Genomic DNA, 18,079 nt, shown 5'->3' on the forward strand with positions numbered 1-18,079 from the left:
TTATATTTCAAGATTTAATAATTTCAAGATTTGCAAAATAAGATTGTAATTTATAGTCATCTTTTTAGGGAGATCAGAGATACTAAGTATCTACGCATGCACATAAGTACCTATATTCTCGCCTTTCATCAGCCGTTCCAGATTACCCGGAGTATCCATATCGAAGACAACAATAGGCAAATTATTTTCTTTACACATCACGGTAGCTGTCATATCCATAACTTTCAGCCCGCGAGTGTAAACTTCGTCATACGATATACGTTCAAATTTAGTCGCAGTCGGGTCTTTCTCCGGGTCTGCCGTATATACGCCGTCTACACGTGTTCCTTTAAGCATAACGTCAGCTTCTATTTCTATTCCCCGCAGCGACGAGCCTGTATCTGTAGTAAAGAATGGATTTCCTGTGCCGCATGAAAGAATAACAACTTCGCCGTTTTCCATAGACTCTATTGCTTTCCATTTGCTGTAGATCTCACCGATAGGCTCCATCCTGATAGCGGTCAGAACTCTGGCTTTTTGACCGATAGCAACCAATGCCGAGCTTAAAGCCAGACTATTGATAACTGTCGCCAACATACCCATCTGGTCGCCTTTCACTCTGTCGTAACCTTTCGAGGCCCCACTCAATCCGCGAAAAATATTTCCTCCTCCTATAACAATGCTGATTTGGATGCCCATATCAGCGACAGATTTTATCTGCTCGGCATAAGAGTTCAACCGGTTAACATCTATACCATATTGCTGGTCACCCATTAGGGATTCACCGCTTAACTTCAGGAGTATTCTTCCGTATTTTGCCATATTTCATTTTTTATACATGCAAATCTAGCACAATTTACTAAATTATGAAAACGAGCTTGAATAACAATTCACAAAAGACAAAGATAATTCTGTCTTGCGAGTTTCCTTGTTTTCCTTAAAAATAAAATTATTGGATGAAAAACAAAAGAAAGTATTCGTTTTTTTATTCTTTCAAAACATCAGGACAAGCTACACATGGGTTTTATCTTTTTGGGAGAAGTTTATCTATGTATTTTGAAGTATACTAGTTTACAAGAAAAAGAGTTCTTTGAAAAAATGATTAGTAAATTAGCATATTAGCATATTAGTTAATGCCAATCAGTAGTTAAAGTAACTATTGTAGTATAGAATTGTTCTATTATTTTCAGCTCCACTTCGTTGCGCTCAAACGTTCATTTTGGCATTGCCCAAAAGTAAGCAAAAAGCTAGCGCTTCGTTCCTCGGCGACCCAAAACCGTTTTGCCGTCTGAATCAAACACACGGGCTACCGCCCCGTTTGATTCTACGCCGTCTGCAACGGATTGGGTACCCCGCCTGCGTCACTAATGCGCAAGGGCTGACGCACGTGGGGATAAAGCAAGAAGAAACTCTATGTCGCCGCATTGCGGTTCTGGCCTCATTCCGCAGGCGGGGTACCCAATCCGTAAAGCGGAGGTGTAGGGCAAAATAGGGTAGCTGCTATACACGACTGATAATCCGGCTATGGATGATTCCGTATTATTTTGCCCCACCGGAGCTGCGGTTTTGGGTCGCCAAAGGGATGCAGCCTTGATTTTTTGTTTCGTTTTGCATCAAGGCAAAATGAAAAACAAGCCGGATGGCGCGTTAGAAAAAATAGAACGTTTTAAGTAGCGAGAGCAGAAGCTAAATTTATTTTGCTTATGCCGAGTCACGAAAAACGACTAATGGAATTGAATATTAAATCTCAACTACTGATTCGCATTAGTAAATGAATGAAAAGGTGTAACCTTTGTTACCTTTTAACAAGTAATGAGTAATGAGTTTTAAGCAATAAGTTGAAGAACTATATTTCTGTTAACTGATGACTGCTAACTGTTGACTGTAAAAACTGTTACTTTTGTTACCTTTTCGGAGAAAGATACGAGATGCTTTGCTCTGCTCAGCATAACAAGCTAATTATTAATTGTTCATTCTTAATTATTAATTGCTTTCCGTGTTACCGTTGTTACCTTTTAACTAAACATGGTTAACGTATACAAAAATGACAAGATAAAACAGTGAAAATTCTGTCAGATGTGTCAGGTTTTAACCAAATATGGTTAATAAACATAAATATGGTGATGGATTAGGCTTTGCACCTTTGTGAAAGAATATTTTTACTGATAACTGAAAAGCCGTTTGCCTTGTTCAAAAGATACTCATATGATAATATTTAGCTATTTTTGTTTCTAAGAATATCCGGAATAGAAATAAAAAATTATGAATTATGGTTATAAAAGGTTTGATTCTTCTGGTAGTAACTCTTTTGTCAGGATTGTTTATGATAGTGGCGATATTCTGGGCTATTGTGAAATGGAGTAACAAAAAGAGCCGTGACACGGGTTGCCTGTTGGCAATTCTTTTCTTTATACTTGCCATCTTTTGTGGGATCTATCTGGTATATAAAGGAGTAAATACCGTTATTGAAAAAGTACCCGAAATAAAAGAACAGGCTGTAGAATCTATCACCGATGCATATACTATGTATTATGACGATTCACCTTATATGAACAGCCTGAAAGCAATGCAGCCGACCGACTCCATCATTCCTGAAACGTATTTCACCTATGCCGGATTCAGGGACAGCTACCGCGTTCCGCTGATATATCCTTATTCTATAAACGCCATAGACGATATGGAATATGGTTCTCTGGATGATGAAAGCGGCATAAAAAATATAGTCAAGGAGAAAAACAAAGCTAAAAATGCACTCTCCAACATCACATTTTTTGCTTTCGATAAAAATATGCTGCTGGCAAAGACTGTATTGTATTCCAAGGCCGAAATAAAATATGTCATATTCCATTTTGCGACAAAACAGGCAGAAGTATTCGACAATGAAGTGGACATGAAAAAGAAAGCGGAAGTGGCAGGCTTTGATATGACAAAATCCATGGAAAGGATGAGTACATATTATTATGACTTGTTTTAAGAATGAGTACATTTGTACCTGATTTAAAGAAACCGATATGAAAAAACTTTGGTTTATACCTATAATCCTATTAACAATAACTATGTGCAGTAACAAACCCAAAGAACCTGTCGTGCTATTACAGACCAGCTATGGCAATATAAAAATCAAACTGTATAACGAAACGCCTATCCATAGAGACAATTTTCTCAGATTGGCTGAAAAAGGTTTTTATAAAGACCTGACGTTTCACCGGGTAATAAAGGATTTTATGATTCAGGGCGGTGATCCCAAAACCCGCAATATAGCTGATGGAGATTCCATCCCCGAAGATAAAACGATGGGAGATACCATTCCTTCCGAAATAAAATTCCCGCTGCATTATCATAAACGGGGAGCACTGGGCGCAGCCCGCTGGGGTGACGCTGAGAATCCGACAAAGGCTTCTGATGCTTCGCAGTTTTATATCGTTACCGGCGAGTTGGCTTTCGATAATAAATTGAACGAACTGGAAAAAACACGTTTCGAACGTTTGAAACAAAGTATCTATAACCGCTTGCAATCAGCGAATATGGATACAATCAAAGCTTTGTATAAAACCGGTGATCGCTCAGCCATAACAGAATTGAAAAATAAGATGCTGTCGGATGCCGAAGAGCAGGCAAATACACAAAAGCCGGAAATAACATACAGTGACGAACAACGCGAATATTATAAGACCAGAGGAGGTGCGCCGCATCTGGATAATGAATACACAGTCTTTGGAGAAGTAATAGAAGGCATGGATGTTGTAGACAAAATACAGAACGTGAAAACGAATGAGAAGGATAAGCCTCTGAAAGGCATCCTTATGAATATTATAGTACTGGAAAAATAAGTTTGGAATTACTTAAATATGAAAAAAAGTAAAGAATTCATTCTTCAAAAAGATATAATAACCGAAACTGTCGGAGATGGTGTTACCAGGCAGATACTGGGATATAATGATGAACTGATGCTGGTAAAAGTATCTTTCGAAAAAGGAAGTATTGGCGATATGCACAGCCATCCGCATGTGCAATCGTCGTACATAGAGAGCGGCAGATTTGAAGTTACTATAGATGGGAAAACGCAGGAACTTGCGCAAGGCGATGGCTTTTACGTGCCTTCCGGTGCTGTGCACGGACTTATCTGTCTGGAAAAAGGTGCAGTTATAGACGCATTTTCTCCTATGAGGAAAGATTTTATATAAGACAAACTACAATAATGAACAATAAAACTGATGACAAAGCCTGGAAAGTATTAAAAAGCGAATATCTCTTTCAGCAACCCTGGCTTACTGTCCGGCGTGAGCATATACAACTACCGAACGGGAATGAAATCCCTGATTACTACCTGCTCGATTATCCTGACTGGGTAAATGTTATAGCTATCACAAAAGACAAGAAATTTATTCTTGTTAGCCAGTACAGGCACGGGCTCGGATACACATCGATAGAATTATGCGCAGGTGTAGCTGAAAAGTATGACCCTTCATTTGAGATTTCTGCACAACGTGAGTTGCTCGAAGAAACGGGATACGGGAACGGTAACTGGACAAAATATATGGAAATATCGGTCAATCCTGGAACACATACCAATATGACTCATTGTTTTCTGGCTACTGATGTAGAAAAGATAGCGGAACAGAATCTGGAAGCTACCGAAGATATATCGGTACATTTATTATCAGCAGACGAGCTTGTGATATTATTGAAAAAAGATGGTATCAAACAGGCTGTCCAGGCTGCTCCATTATGGAAATATATAGCTGATAATCATTTGATTTGAGAGAATCTATTCTAAATTAGGTTCACAAAAGGCACTTCTATAAAATAAGAAAAGGTTGTCATCCCGACAACCAATCTTCATTGTTAACCTTAAATCTAATACCATGAAAAACACAGTACAAAGATAATTGATTTTTATGTTGTAAAACATGTTTCAGTGCCTTTCTTTTATTTATTAACTTTATTTAACTTTCTTCTGACATGACCTTTGATTGAACTGTTCGGTTTTAAGCCTTCAAATCATTATTTTATAAACTTTACACTCTGATTTATTATTTTCTTCTCAAAGGATTATCTATATAGAAAGAATCAAGGGATGACTGAATCCGGATTTTATTTTTAATTAGTAAAATTCTATTTCTGTAATTCTCCTTTATTTTCACTATTTTTTCAAAAAAAGTTTATTTTGTAATCTTAATATATCATAAATGTACATATATTTGTAATCTCAAGATTGCATAATTAGACAAATAAATACCCTGATAAAAATGAGAAGTAATAAATTTGCTGAAATAAATGTAAGTTACACCACTAAAGAAGCTATTGATGAGGCCAAGCGATGCCTTAACTGTAAAAACCCGCTATGTATACAAGGTTGCCCTATAGAGCATAACATTCCTGGTTTTGTAAATCAGTTGTCAATGGGAAATATTGGTGCGGCAATGCAAATAATAAATGAGAAGAGCAATCTTCCGGCTATATGTGGAAGAGTATGTCCTCATGAAAAACAATGCGAAGGTCATTGCATCCTTAATAAAAAAGACAATCCGGTAAGGGTAGGCAGATTGGAACGCTTTATCGCGGACTTCGACAGTGATATGAACCTCATAAAAGAGCGCTTGAAACCAAAGACAAGAGGGAAAGTGGCAGTGATAAGTTCCGGACCGGCAGGACTGACTGTTGCCGGAGACCTGGCCCGGGAAGGATTTAATGTAGTTGTATTTGAAGGGCAAAAAGAACCCGGAGGAGTATTGATGTATGGCATACCGGAGTATCGGCTCCCTAAAGATATTGTCCGCAGGGAGATAAATAAAATAGAAGCCTTAGGGGTCACCTTTATCAATGACTTTCTGGTTGGTGAAAAGATGACCGTAGACGAGATGTTATCTCATGAATTCGATGCTGTATTTATAGGCTCAGGAACCTCCGTCCCAAACAGATTAAATATTCCAGGCATCAATCTATATAAGGTGTTACAATCATCTTATTTTCTACGGATGGTCAACCTCTATAACAACGGAGACATAAGTCGGAATGCCGTGCCATTGGTAGAAGGCGAAAATGTGGCAATTATCGGTGCCGGAAATGTAGCGATGGATGCTGCCCGCACAGCCTTGAGGATGGGGGCGAATTCGGTAAACATCATTTATCGCAAGACAGAAGATGAATTGCCTGCGCTAAAGACCGAATATAACGAAGCGGTGGAGGAAGGAGTGAATTTCCTTTGGGAGAGCAGAACTGTAGAATGTATTGGTGAGAACAATACATTGAAAGCTATCCGTGTTGAAACTCCAGAAGGGGAAAAGATAATGCCGATGGAACGTGTTTTCATTGCTATAGGCTCAAAGCCCGCCAACCGTATAGTTTCTACATCCCTGGGTATTGAAGTGAATGATAGCGGCTATGTAATAACTAAAGAACATCCTTATGGTATGACTACCCGCAAAGGAGTTTTCGCCGGAGGAGATGTGGTGCATACACCACAAACTGTTGTTTTGGCGATGCGCGAAGCTAAGCAAGTGGCACGGGGAATAGCCCGGTACATTGATGCTGTTAAGCTGTTGGAAGGATGATTTTCTTAATATCTGGTATTTGCGTCAACAGCAACATCAATTGCGACTGCTCCAACAATGAGTGTTGTGCCCAACAGTATCTCCCAGAAAGTATTGTTAGCGGGTTTTTCTATATAAAAGAAATCTCCTCTCTCTGCCATATCTCCCGGAAGGTTGGATGGTTTTATGGACTGGGTTTTAATTAAATTCGACATATAGAAGCTTTGGTGGAATGCCATAGGATGTTCCGGCCGGGCATAAACAGTCAGGTAACTTTCGAAATGTAAGGGGCTGTCGGATTCGGAATAATCTATTCTTTTTACTTTTATAGCATTACTGTCTTTATCTCCCAGATAAGAATCTCGATAAAGCTTCTTATCCAATTTATCGAAATTCATATTCAGCCTTAACGGAATATAGCTAATCATGGTATTTGGTGGTATGAAACTGATATTCTGAGGCGATTCTATATCTCCGGCAAAACTTCCGTCTGCAAAACTGTATGTTTTATCTGGCGAAAGGTTATAATTATCCACAAATACTTGAGCGCTTCCAGAGAAATTAAGTCTGTCTTTCGCATAAGAATATGCTGTACCATCCAGTATAAGTGCAGAGCGTTGCCAATCTACATATAGTGGAACAGACAATTTATTGAAAACCGTAATCTGTATGGGAGCGCTTTCTCCTTTGAAACAATATGCGATCCATAAACTATCGGTTTCAAGAAGGAAGTCGCCATTATCTACTTTCTCTACGAACTCGTTACTTGTATTTAGCGTAGAAAAGAAGTAAGTAGAACTGCAGGATGTGGCAGTCAATAAAATCAAGATAAAACAAATAGCTTGTTTCATACAGCTAAATTTTATAAACGGTTTATTCTTATACAAGTATATTATTAAAATCCGATATATACAAATTATCATTTTAGATTAAACTCAATAATAATTCTCCCCGGAAATCAGTCTATAGTCCTGTTTTTATATATAGATAAAGTTATCTGAAAAAGATAAAGAGCCATTCCATCCCGGAATAGCTCTCTACAATTAACCTAAAAAACGTATTAATCAGGGCCGTCCTCCCGGCCCTCCTGAAGATGTTCCGATAGTTGTCAGCATAGAACTTGTTGTAAAAGTCGTAGCTGCCGTACCTTTTGTATATGTCGTTCCTGAATACAGTCCGTGGAAATCGCTTCCGCCCGAAACACTTCCGCCTGTATATATAGTGTAACTCGTATTTGCTGCCAGATCGGGACTGCTGAACAATAGCGTCAGCGGTGAATATGTACGTGGTATTTTATAAGTTAGTACACTCTTCCCATCCGCAGATTCTATATGTATAATCTGGTTGGCTGTGCCCGTAGTTCCATAAACAACCGACCGTTGGGTACTGACACTCGCTGTTGGGTTGCTGGTTGCTCCGCCGGTGCCTACAAGTATTCCGCCTGTAATCTTGAACGTGTTGTTATCGCAGTCGAAACCCTCTTCAGGAGATTTTGTACCCGACGAAACAACAACCCCGCCTGTAACCGTCAATGTGCCGTTAGAGTCGATTCCGTCATTACTTTCACTATAGCAGTATATATTTCCACCATTGATCCCTATGTGATTGGATGCATTGATACAGTCATCATATGCCTCTATCTCTATTGTGCCGTCATTGATGGTCAGGGTCTTTTTACTTTCCAGTCCTTCAGCTTCCACGCCGGAGGTCTTGATCGTGATATTTCCGCTATTGACAGTCAGGTTTCCATCACTTTTTATAGCTTTGGCGGCAGTATCATCCGAACCGTATTTAAACTGCCCCCCTGTTGTTGTGACTTTTATAGTTCCTCCATTAATGACAAGTTCACCATCTACACTGATGCCTTTTCCTCCTGCGCCGGAACTTTCTATAGTGATTGTTCCTTTATCAATGGTCAGATTGCCGTCACATTTTATACCTGCTGCAGATGATATATCTTTATCATCCGTATCATAAAAAGCATCTCCGGTTGTAACCAATGTAATATTACCTCCGCTTATATTCATATCACCCCCTGTCTTGAAGGCCTTGGCAGCTGTCCCTTTAGTCGTTATGTTGATTGTTCCGGCAGTAACGGACAAAGAACCTAAGTCGCTTTTTATACCCTGAGCCTTTTGGCCTGTGGTAGTAATATTTATGGTGGCATCACCTACAGTTATATATGGATCGATAGTTGTATCGGTGTCTTCATATGAAGCTACTATACCATCATCACTACTGTTTATTGTTATATTTCCGGCATCTATCCGGATATATCCCTTATCGCAATCTATGCCATCGCTCGAAGCTTTAATATTCAGGGTTCCACCATCCATACGGAAATAATCTTTGGCGTGGATACCATCGCTGACGGCTGTGGCTACTGTGATATTTCCCGTTTTCACTCTTATATAATCATCACTGCAAATAGCATGTTTATATCTTCCATACACAAGCAGGCTTCCTTCTCCTTCGAAGTTCAACTGCCCTTCACTAAAGAATGCAGCTTTCATATCTTCATCAGCATATGCCGTATAGGTATTACTGTCGATAAGTCTGCTGTTTGTTCCGTTTACGAGAGTTACAGTTACTTTTTTCCCGGATTGAACATTGAGGGCAGGGCCATCGCTACTGGTAATATCCACCCCGTTCATCATAAGTCCGAATTTATAATCGCTGTAAATCTTAAATGAACCGTTTTGTATGCTTCCTGACAAGACATAATTAATTTCTGTCACCAGATTTGTAGAGGTAACAACTACATTGCCATCACTTTGGGTAATATTCACTCCGTCATTTTCATACGGGTTCGTAATTATTGCTGCATTATCAGAAAAGGTAATGGTAACTGCATTTGAAAACACAGAGTCCCGGGAGTTGGTCTCAAAATCGTCATCAATAACAACTTCAGTATCATCGTCAACTCCATCTTCATCAGTAATAATGTCGTCTGTACTATCACTACAGGATGAAACGATAAATAGACATATACTACAGAATAAACTAAAAACGAATTTATGGATTCTCATACTTTAATAAGTTTTTGTGAATTTGAGCTTTCAATATTACTACCATTCAAAGAATACGACAAGAATGTTCGACAAATGGGATAGTTTTATCGACGAATAGTTTAGTTTGTCTGATATTTTTTACCAAAATTCATTTAATTGCAATCAGAAACAAATAAATTTTTCCAGAAAGTCAAAAAACCTTTATAAGGTAATCTATAACATAGATAAAGTTTCCAGAAAAAAATACGGACTTTTTTTAACAAAAGAAAGGATGGAACAATCGCCCCATCCTTTTCCTTATATTTAAGAATACAGAGTATTACAACATTTCTTTCTTTGCTTTCAACGAAGAATAACCCAGATAACCAATTATGACCAGATACATAGCCAGAGCCAGTAATTCGGAACCACTGTTAGCCAACCATTCTTCATTCACAAGGTTTATACCTCCAAAACGCATAGCAGCGCTAACTACACCCATCAATGCACCTCCCGCTATAAATCCGGAGGCTAATAATGTACCTTTCTCCAGCCGTGCGGCATTCAGGGCTTCATCCTTACTGCGACTGCCAACGTACCAACTAACAGCACCACCAATTAACAAAGGTGCGTTCAGTTCCATCGGAATAAACATCCCTAAAGCAAATGCCAGAGCAGGCACGCGTAATAAAGTGAGTAAAATGGCGATCAGAGCTCCTACGGCGTATAATACCCACGGTGCCCCGGCTCCCATCATCAGCGGCTCTATAACCGCTGCCATGGCGTTGGCCTGTGGTGCTACCAGAGCATTGGCTCCTGTAAATCCGTATGTTTTATTCAATATCAGTATTACACCGCCTACTGTTGCTGCGGAAACCAGTGTGCCTAAAAACTTCCAAGACTGTTGCTTCGCGGGTGTTGATCCCAGCCAGTAACCTATTTTAAGGTCGGTAATGAAACCTCCCGCCATCGACAACGCCGTACAAACCACACCCCCTATAATAAGGGCGGCAACCATACCCGATGTCCCTTTCAATCCTACGGCTACCATAACCACTGAGGCTAAGATCAGAGTCATCAGCGTCATGCCCGAAACCGGATTTGTACCTACAATCGCAATTGCATTAGCAGCAACCGTAGTAAACAAGAAAGCTATAATGGCCACAACAAGAATACCCACTATTGCATACAATAAGTTATGTATCACTCCGAAGTAGAAGAACAGGAATGTCACAATCAGTGCAACAATGATACCGATAGAGATAATCTTCATCGGCAGGTCGCGTTGTGTGCGTTTGTCTATCTGTTTAGTCTCGGATGCTCCTCCTTTAAGTTCTTTTGAAGCGAGACCGACTGCGCTTTTTATAATTCCCCACGATTTTATAATACCGATAACTCCGGCCATTGCAATACCTCCGATACCGATATGGCGGGCAAAAGTAGTGAATATTGCTTCCGGCGTCATACTAGAAATGACTCCTGCAAAAGTAGGATTTAAAGTTGCCAGCATAGTATCTCCCAGAAAAGGAAGAAGCGGAACGATAACGAACCATACCAATGCGGAACCGGCACAGATTATCGCAGCATATTTTAATCCTATTATATAACCCAGCCCTAGAACGGCCGCACCTATATTTACTTTGAAGACCACTTTGGCTTTATCTGCAATTTCTTCACCAAAAGGCAAAACGCGCGTAGTGAATGTTTCTGACCATGCGCCGAATGTGGCAATAACAAAATCGTAAACACCACCGATGATTCCGGCGAATATAAGCGGCTTAGCCTGACTCCCGCCTTTTTCACCCGATACAAGCACCTGTGTAGTTGCTGTAGCTTCGGGGAAAGGATATTTTCCATGCATATCGGATACAAAATATTTACGGAACGGGATAAGGAAGAGAATACCCAATATACCACCCAGCAAGGAACTTAAGAATACCTGAAAAAAGTCAACACTAATTTCGGGATATTTGGATTGCAGGATGTATAAAGCCGGAAGCGTAAATATCGCACCTGCCACAATAACCCCGCTGCTGGCTCCAATGGATTGGATAATTATATTTTCACCCAGAGCATTCTTTCTCTTGGTAGCTGTCGATAACCCCACAGCAATAATGGCTATCGGGATGGCTGCTTCAAAGACCTGCCCCACCTTCAGACCGAGGTAAGCTGCGGCGGCACTAAAGAGTACAGCCATTACCAGCCCCCACAGTACCGACCATGGAGTTACTTCTTTATACTGTTTGTCGGGAGACATTACCGGCTTGTATTCTTCACCGGACTTCAGTTCACGGAAGGCATTTTCAGGTAGCCCGGTCACCTTCTCTTCATGTTCTGTTTTCACGCGTTAGCTGTTTTATCGGTTACAAAAGATTCAAGACAGAGCGTCTTAAATTTTGGACAATACAAAACTACATTTTTTTCCCGGAAAGAAAAAAGCGGGAGCGGATATCTTTCAGTAAACAACTAGCAATAAACAACCCGTAACTGTTAAAAAGTAACAAAGGTAACAGATATATCAGTTAACAGTCATCAGTTAGCAGTTAACATCTTGTATCTTATTTACTCATATCTTGTCTACTTGTAACTTTTTCAAAAGGTAACAAAAGTAACAGCTATTTTTATCGTTTTTGTAGGGGCGAAACATCTTTCGCCCGTTAGTTATCGCGGGCAAAAAATGTTTCGCCCCTACAGTTTCACCAAAAAGGTAACAAAGGTTACACATATTTCAGCTTTTAGCTGATAGCTATTAGCCATTAGCTTAGGCTATCGCACAAGAGACTTTAGGGTAAACATAAATACAGTTCTTTCAACTTTGTACTCATTACTTAAAACTTATTACTTGTTAAAAGGTAACAAAGGTAACACTTATCACTTGTTAAAAGGTAACAAAGGTAACACTTATCACTCATTTGCTAATATGCTAATTTTAACTACACTTCGTTCCGTTGAACGATGTTTCAAATCTGCTAATTATTTTTTCAAAGAACTATCTGCTGATAGCTAAAGGCTAAAAGCTATATACATAGATAAAGTTTTTTCAGTTAATCGTTCTGATACGGGATATTTTTGTATTCGCATATTTCCACTATTTTAGCTTTAGTGGCCAGTACATCCTCATATCGGAGGGTTACAAGGTCGAGCCGTCTTTGTTTTTTCTCCCCGTTTATCAGGAAAACGATATAGCTTATACCGATATTTACACGGCTTACACTGGTCCAGTCAATTGTCACTTTACTTTGTTTGGGTAAAGCGGATGTAACCGAACCGGTATCAATCTTTAGAATTGAACCCTGTAGCCATAGGGTATTACTTAAAATCAATATAGCCGCAAGAATAAACCCGATAATAGCGCAGAAGAAAAAAAATCCGAACCTGCTGGCAATTCCTTCCGTAACTGTAAAATACAGCGTAAAGGCAGCCAGATATATACCTGTAACTATATTCGCGACCTTTCTGGTTGACGATATTCCTTCGTAGTTGATATTCAGCTCGTTCATAATCTCTATGTTGTTTAATTTGTTAATACAAAAGTGCAAAATAAAACTGAAGACAGCTTTAGAGTCTGTTTAAATTTTATAGTATAAAAAGTTACTAAGGTTTATTTATCAGAACTTATTATAATATTTTCCGCTAAAATTAAAACAGGCACTTAATCTTTGCAAATATCTTTTATTATCAATCCGGCCAGCGTAAACCCGAATATAGCTGTTATATGTACCAATGTACCATTTGTTTGCGCTTTCACACTAGGGTTATCCTGTTTAAGTAACTGAGAACTTTTCGACTCGTCGTTTTCATATTTCAGACCCTTGTTCTCGAGGACTTCATCGCTGTATACACACATCACTTTTTTAGAAGGCTTTCCTTCTTGTTTCATCTTCCGGCGGATGGCGGCAGCCAATGGGCAGCCCTTTACTTTCCAGAATTCAGCGGTTTTTATGCGGGAAGGGTCCATTTTCAAAGCCGCTCCCATCGACGAAAAGACTTTAGCTTTGGTACGGGTGGCGGTCAGTATTAAGTTCACTTTGTGTTTGAGGCTGTCTATGGCGTCGATAATGTAATCATAGCTTTCAAGGTCGAAAGATGCCGAAGTTTCTTCGCTGTATACTCCCGCGATTGTTGTAATTTCAGCATCCGGATTTATATCTAGCAGGCGGGCTTTCAGTACATCTACTTTTCTTAGTCCTACGGTTTTGGTTGTGGCCATTAGCTGGCGGTTGATATTCGTTTCACAAACAAAATCCGAATCCACTATTGTAAGGTGCTTTACACCGGTGCGAACAAGACTCTCCGCACACCAGCTACCGACTCCGCCTATTCCGAATAATATAATCCGGGTATCGGCAATTCGGTTCATTAATGTGTTCCCGAGCAGCAATTCAGCTCTTTTAAATATTCCTTTTTCCTCTTGCATATATCTAAGTTACTTGTTTTTTCTTAATTTTTCGGCGGGCAAATTTACAATAATTATTTCTGATTATTCTGTTAAGAAAATAATCATGTATCTTTGCAATCCAAAGTTTTGAGATACCACTTTATTAATAACAACTATGAACATTTTATTGTTAGGGAGCGGAGGACGCGAAAATGCACTTGCATGGAAAATAGTACAAAGTACAAAAGTCGACAATCTGTATGTAGCGCCCGGTAACGCAGGCACACATCTGATTGCAAAAAATGTGGAAATGTCTATTACCGATTTTCCTGCAATAAAACAGTTTGTGTTGGAAAATAATATCGATATGGTTGTGGTAGGACCGGAAGAACCGTTGGTACGCGGTATTTATGATTATTTTGTAAGCGATGCCGAAATTAATCATATCCCGGTGATCGGACCTTCGGAAGAAGGCGCTAAACTGGAAGGCAGCAAGGATTTCGGAAAGCAGTTTATGATGCGGCATAATATCCCTACCGCCCGCTACCGGAGTTTTACATTGGAGCAGCTTGAGGATGCTTATTCTTTTCTGGAAGAACTGGAAGCTCCTTATGTACTGAAAGCTGACGGGCTGGCAGCCGGAAAAGGTGTACTTATTCTCAATGATCTGAACGAAGCCAAAAGGGAGCTTAAAGAGATGCTTGGAGGTATGTTCGGTGAGGCCAGTAAAACGGTTGTCATTGAAGAATTCCTCTCGGGTATAGAGTGTTCGGTTTTTGTTCTTACAGATGGTGATTCATACAAAATACTTCCTGTAGCCAAAGATTATAAACGTATAGGCGAGGGCGATACAGGATTGAATACAGGCGGTATGGGTGCAGTTTCTCCTGTTTCTTTTGCCGATGATGTGTTTATGAAGAAGGTGGAGGAACGCATTGTCATCCCTACAGTTGAGGGATTGAAGAAAGATAATATTGTCTACAAAGGCTTTATTTTCCTTGGATTGATAGAAGTAAAGGGCGAGCCGGTGGTAATAGAATACAATGTACGGATGGGAGATCCTGAAACTGAAGCGGTGATGTTACGCATCAAATCGGATTTTGTATCATTATTGGAAGGTGTGGCTAAAAACACACTCGGAGAAAAAAAAATGGAGATAGACAATCGTTATGCTGTCACAGTCATGCTTGTTTCCGGAGGTTATCCCGGGGATTATGAAAAGAACAAGGAAATGACAGGGTTAGACTCTGTTTCGGATAGTATTCTCTTTCATGCAGGGACAAAATCAACAGGGGATAAAGTGCTGACCAGTGGCGGACGCGTTATTGCCATCAGTTCGTATGGGGACACGAAAGACGAGGCATTAGCTAAGTCATACAAGAATGCGGAAAAAGTAATTTTCGACAAGAAATATTATAGAAAAGATATCGGTTTTGACCTGAAATAAATGGCAGCAGTACCCAAATCATATAAGAAAAATGTTGCAGATGGGAATGGAATGCTTGTTTTTTCCATTGTGTTTGCTATTATCATTCGTCTTGTCTATTTTCTATATTTTGATTTTGAACACAGTAGCCCGGCAAACGGTTATCTGTGGAGACCTTTATCAACTATTTTTACTAACCATCTGGTTTCTTTGATATGCAGCAGCCTGTTTATTGCAGGCATGGCTACTCTGGCTACACATATAAATACAACACATGTATTTATCCGTAGGAAAACCGTATTATTGCCGGCCGTTGTTATATTATTATTCAGTTGCCATCCCCGGTTTATGCTAATGTCTGCCGAGTGTATAAGCGCGATGCTTTTTCTTGTTATAATATATATGTTATTTGGGGCATATAACAATACAAGCAAGCAGATATACGCTTTTAAAGTAAGTTTTATCCTGGCTCTGGGTAGCCTGTTTACACCTGCACTACTGATATACTTACCTGTACTGTGGATTGTTTTGGGTATGATGCGATGCTTTAATTTCAAATCACTCTTGGCATCCTTTTTGGGTGTATCTATATTATACTTTCCGGCATTTTCCTATTATTTTCTGACCGACAGCCTGGATACATTCCTTATCCCTTTCGTATCTGTGAATGTGCAGCAACTGGCAGATTTCTCATTCTATCAATTAAATGCAGGAAACTGGATCATTCTTGGATTTTCACTCATTCTATTAGCTGTGATTGTGAGCGATAATTATATCAATCGCCATAAGGATAAGATAAAAACACGGGCTTATCTGAGACTGCTCACTTTTACAGTGGTTTTCTGTATATTGGCCTACCTTTTTTTAAGCATTGACTTTATTGTATATTTATTTATAGCTTTGGTTGCCGGCGCCTTTTTATTATCGCATTTTTTTGCTTTGGCCGAAAAAAGAGGGAGTGTTATTCTCTTTTATGTTTCGATGCTTTTTTATATTCTTGTCTGTTTTTTACCTTTTTTATCCTTATAAATAAAACATTTGTAACATTTTACACGTTTCTATTTAGTGAATTGTATCCACGAATGTGAAACATAAACTAATAAAGGAGGAATTTCAGCATGAAAACACTCATAGCAACTGCACTGATTGCATTATTTATGATTAGTTGTAAATCGGGAGAAAGCCTGTCGAAGCAAGAAACTATATCGCAGATTACGAATAAAGTGGAGAGTCAGAATTATAAATTTGTCCCCACTACAGCTCTTCCTACATCCGGCAAATCAATAAATCTTAATTATTCATATTCGTTACGTATTTCCAAAGATACGGTAGATTCGTATTTACCTTACTTTGGCCGGGCATATGTGGCTCCGATGTCGACGGATGAAGGGGGGATAAAGTTTATCAGTACCGACTTTGAATATACGCAGACCAAAGGAAAGAAAGATATGTGGGAGGTTGCGATAAAACCGCGGGATAATGCCAAAAAATACACCCTCACATTACAAATAGGGAATACCGGATATGCCACTCTGACAGTGCAGGATACGAATCGGCAGACCATAAGTTTTTATGGAAAGATAGAATAAATATATAATATTTCACCTTCGCCAACTGTTTTTTTAAGTATAAAAGTCATATATTTGGAAAATTATTATTTATTTCGCATCTCTTAAAGGGACGCCAAATACTTTTGAATATTTATTTATGCAAATATCCTTCACTGCAGAGCAAATTGCTACAGTATTAAATGGCACAATTGAAGGTGATTCTTCAGTTGTGGTGAGTAATTTTTCCAGAATAGAAGACGGTAAGCCGGGAACGCTGACTTTTTTAGCGAATCCCAAATATACACACTATATATATAGTACAGATGCCAGCATTGTTCTGGTAAATAACGATTTTGTAGCCGATCAGCCTGTAAAGGCGACTCTTATCCGTTGTTTTAATGCATATGCGGCACTGGCTATCCTGTTGGATATGGTAGAGAAGACGAAGCCTCAGAAATCAGGGATAGAAGCTATGTCTTATATTGCTACGAATGTTAAATATGGAGAGAATATATATGTCGGTGCATTTGCTTATATTGCAGAAAATGTACTAATAGGGAATAACACTAAAATATATCCTCAGGTATACATTGGTGAAAATGTTACAATTGGGGACAATACTATCATATACCCCGGAGCAAAGGTGTATCAGGGATGTACCATTGGTAATAATTGTATAATTCATGCAGGAGCTGTAATAGGCAGTGATGGCTTTGGGTTTGCTCCTGAAGATGGAATATATAAGAAGATTCCGCAGATGGGTATTGTAATCATCGAAGATGATGTTGAGATAGGGGCAAATACAACCATAGACCGTGCCGTGATGGACGCTACTGTGGTGCACAGAGGTGTTAAGTTGGATAACCTTATCCAGATAGCCCACAATGTAGAAATTGGAGAAAATACAGTAATGGCCGCCCAGGTCGGCGTATCCGGCTCTACAAAAATAGGTAAGCATTGTGTATTTGGAGGACAAGTAGGACTCGGTGGACATATTACTATCGGAGATAATTCCAGTGTGGGTGCCCAATCCGGAATTATAAGCAATATTGAATCAGATTCCAAAATCTTAGGATCTCCCGCCATACCTGTCAAGAATTTCTTCAAATCAAGTGTTGTATTTCCTAAGCTGCCCGATATGTACCGTCAATTGGCCCAGCTACAGAAGGAAGTAGAAGAATTAAAATCTAACCAAAACAAATAAGAACCATTTATTTATTAAT

The 18,079-nt window shown here is 39.3% G+C and carries 16 protein-coding genes; 10 read left to right on the forward strand and 6 right to left on the reverse strand.

The window, feature by feature from the left end:
• Positions 1–90: 90 nt before the first annotated feature.
• On the reverse strand, positions 91–801 hold the full coding sequence (gene pyrH, locus IR083_RS06910; RefSeq protein ID WP_006798671.1) for a UMP kinase: 711 nt from the start codon (positions 799–801) through the stop codon (positions 91–93).
• Between the two features lie 702 nt (positions 802–1,503).
• On the opposite strand from pyrH, the gene IR083_RS06915 reads away from it, so the two are divergent.
• The 6 genes from IR083_RS06915 (at position 1,504) to IR083_RS06940 (ending at position 6,533) form a co-directional block, all read left to right on the forward strand.
• Positions 1,504–1,653, forward strand: a complete 150-nt coding sequence (locus IR083_RS06915) for a hypothetical protein (protein WP_157256592.1) — start codon at positions 1,504–1,506, stop codon at positions 1,651–1,653.
• A gap of 595 nt (positions 1,654–2,248) precedes the next feature.
• On the forward strand, positions 2,249–2,953 hold the full coding sequence (locus IR083_RS06920; RefSeq protein ID WP_006798672.1) for a hypothetical protein: 705 nt from the start codon (positions 2,249–2,251) through the stop codon (positions 2,951–2,953).
• Positions 2,954–2,990: 37 nt separating this feature from the next.
• Positions 2,991–3,809 carry a peptidylprolyl isomerase gene (locus IR083_RS06925; RefSeq protein WP_006798673.1) on the forward strand — a complete coding sequence of 273 codons (819 nt, stop codon included), beginning with the start codon at positions 2,991–2,993 and terminating at the stop codon, positions 3,807–3,809.
• A gap of 18 nt (positions 3,810–3,827) precedes the next feature.
• Positions 3,828–4,163 (forward strand): cupin domain-containing protein, encoded by a 336-nt coding sequence (locus IR083_RS06930; RefSeq protein WP_006798674.1) that lies wholly within the window; start codon positions 3,828–3,830, stop codon positions 4,161–4,163.
• 14 nt (positions 4,164–4,177) lie between these two features.
• Entirely contained in the window at positions 4,178–4,741 is a 564-nt protein-coding gene (locus IR083_RS06935) for an NUDIX hydrolase (protein WP_194223713.1), read from the forward strand.
• A 487-nt stretch (positions 4,742–5,228) separates the two neighbouring features.
• Entirely contained in the window at positions 5,229–6,533 is a 1,305-nt protein-coding gene (locus tag IR083_RS06940) for an NAD(P)-dependent oxidoreductase (protein ID WP_194223714.1), read from the forward strand.
• Between the two features lie 5 nt (positions 6,534–6,538).
• On the opposite strand, the gene IR083_RS06945 is transcribed toward IR083_RS06940, so the two are convergent.
• The 5 genes from IR083_RS06945 to IR083_RS06965 all read right to left on the reverse strand — a co-directional run bounded on the left by IR083_RS06945 (position 6,539) and on the right by IR083_RS06965 (position 13,919).
• Positions 6,539–7,363 carry a hypothetical protein gene (locus IR083_RS06945; protein WP_194223715.1) on the reverse strand — a complete coding sequence of 275 codons (825 nt, stop codon included), beginning with the start codon at positions 7,361–7,363 and terminating at the stop codon, positions 6,539–6,541.
• A gap of 213 nt (positions 7,364–7,576) precedes the next feature.
• A complete protein-coding gene (locus tag IR083_RS06950) occupies positions 7,577–9,541 on the reverse strand; it encodes a carbohydrate-binding domain-containing protein (protein WP_194223716.1) in 1,965 nt (654 codons plus the stop codon).
• Between the two features lie 301 nt (positions 9,542–9,842).
• On the reverse strand, positions 9,843–11,846 hold the full coding sequence (locus tag IR083_RS06955) for an OPT family oligopeptide transporter (protein WP_006798691.1): 2,004 nt from the start codon (positions 11,844–11,846) through the stop codon (positions 9,843–9,845).
• A 700-nt stretch (positions 11,847–12,546) separates the two neighbouring features.
• The gene (locus IR083_RS06960; protein ID WP_006798690.1) at positions 12,547–13,002 is read right to left on the reverse strand and encodes a hypothetical protein; all 456 of its coding nucleotides are present in this window, start codon (positions 13,000–13,002) and stop codon (positions 12,547–12,549) included.
• Positions 13,003–13,154: 152 nt separating this feature from the next.
• The gene (locus IR083_RS06965; protein ID WP_194223717.1) at positions 13,155–13,919 is read right to left on the reverse strand and encodes a ThiF family adenylyltransferase; all 765 of its coding nucleotides are present in this window, start codon (positions 13,917–13,919) and stop codon (positions 13,155–13,157) included.
• Positions 13,920–14,055: 136 nt separating this feature from the next.
• On the opposite strand from IR083_RS06965, the gene purD reads away from it, so the two are divergent.
• The 4 genes from purD (at position 14,056) to lpxD (ending at position 18,060) form a co-directional block, all read left to right on the forward strand.
• Complete coding sequence (gene purD, locus IR083_RS06970; protein ID WP_006798688.1) at positions 14,056–15,327, forward strand: phosphoribosylamine--glycine ligase; 1,272 nt, start codon at positions 14,056–14,058, stop codon at positions 15,325–15,327.
• Positions 15,328–16,335: a hypothetical protein gene (locus tag IR083_RS06975; RefSeq protein ID WP_242052378.1), complete on the forward strand. Its 1,008-nt coding sequence runs from the start codon at positions 15,328–15,330 to the stop codon at positions 16,333–16,335.
• Between the two features lie 89 nt (positions 16,336–16,424).
• Positions 16,425–16,895, forward strand: a complete 471-nt coding sequence (locus IR083_RS06980; RefSeq protein ID WP_006798686.1) for a DUF4251 domain-containing protein — start codon at positions 16,425–16,427, stop codon at positions 16,893–16,895.
• Between the two features lie 124 nt (positions 16,896–17,019).
• Entirely contained in the window at positions 17,020–18,060 is a 1,041-nt protein-coding gene (lpxD, locus tag IR083_RS06985) for a UDP-3-O-(3-hydroxymyristoyl)glucosamine N-acyltransferase (RefSeq protein ID WP_194224020.1), read from the forward strand.
• Positions 18,061–18,079 lie beyond the last annotated feature (19 nt).

This window comes from Dysgonomonas sp. GY75, assembly GCF_015234155.1.
GTDB classification, from domain to species: domain Bacteria; phylum Bacteroidota; class Bacteroidia; order Bacteroidales; family Dysgonomonadaceae; genus Dysgonomonas; species Dysgonomonas gadei.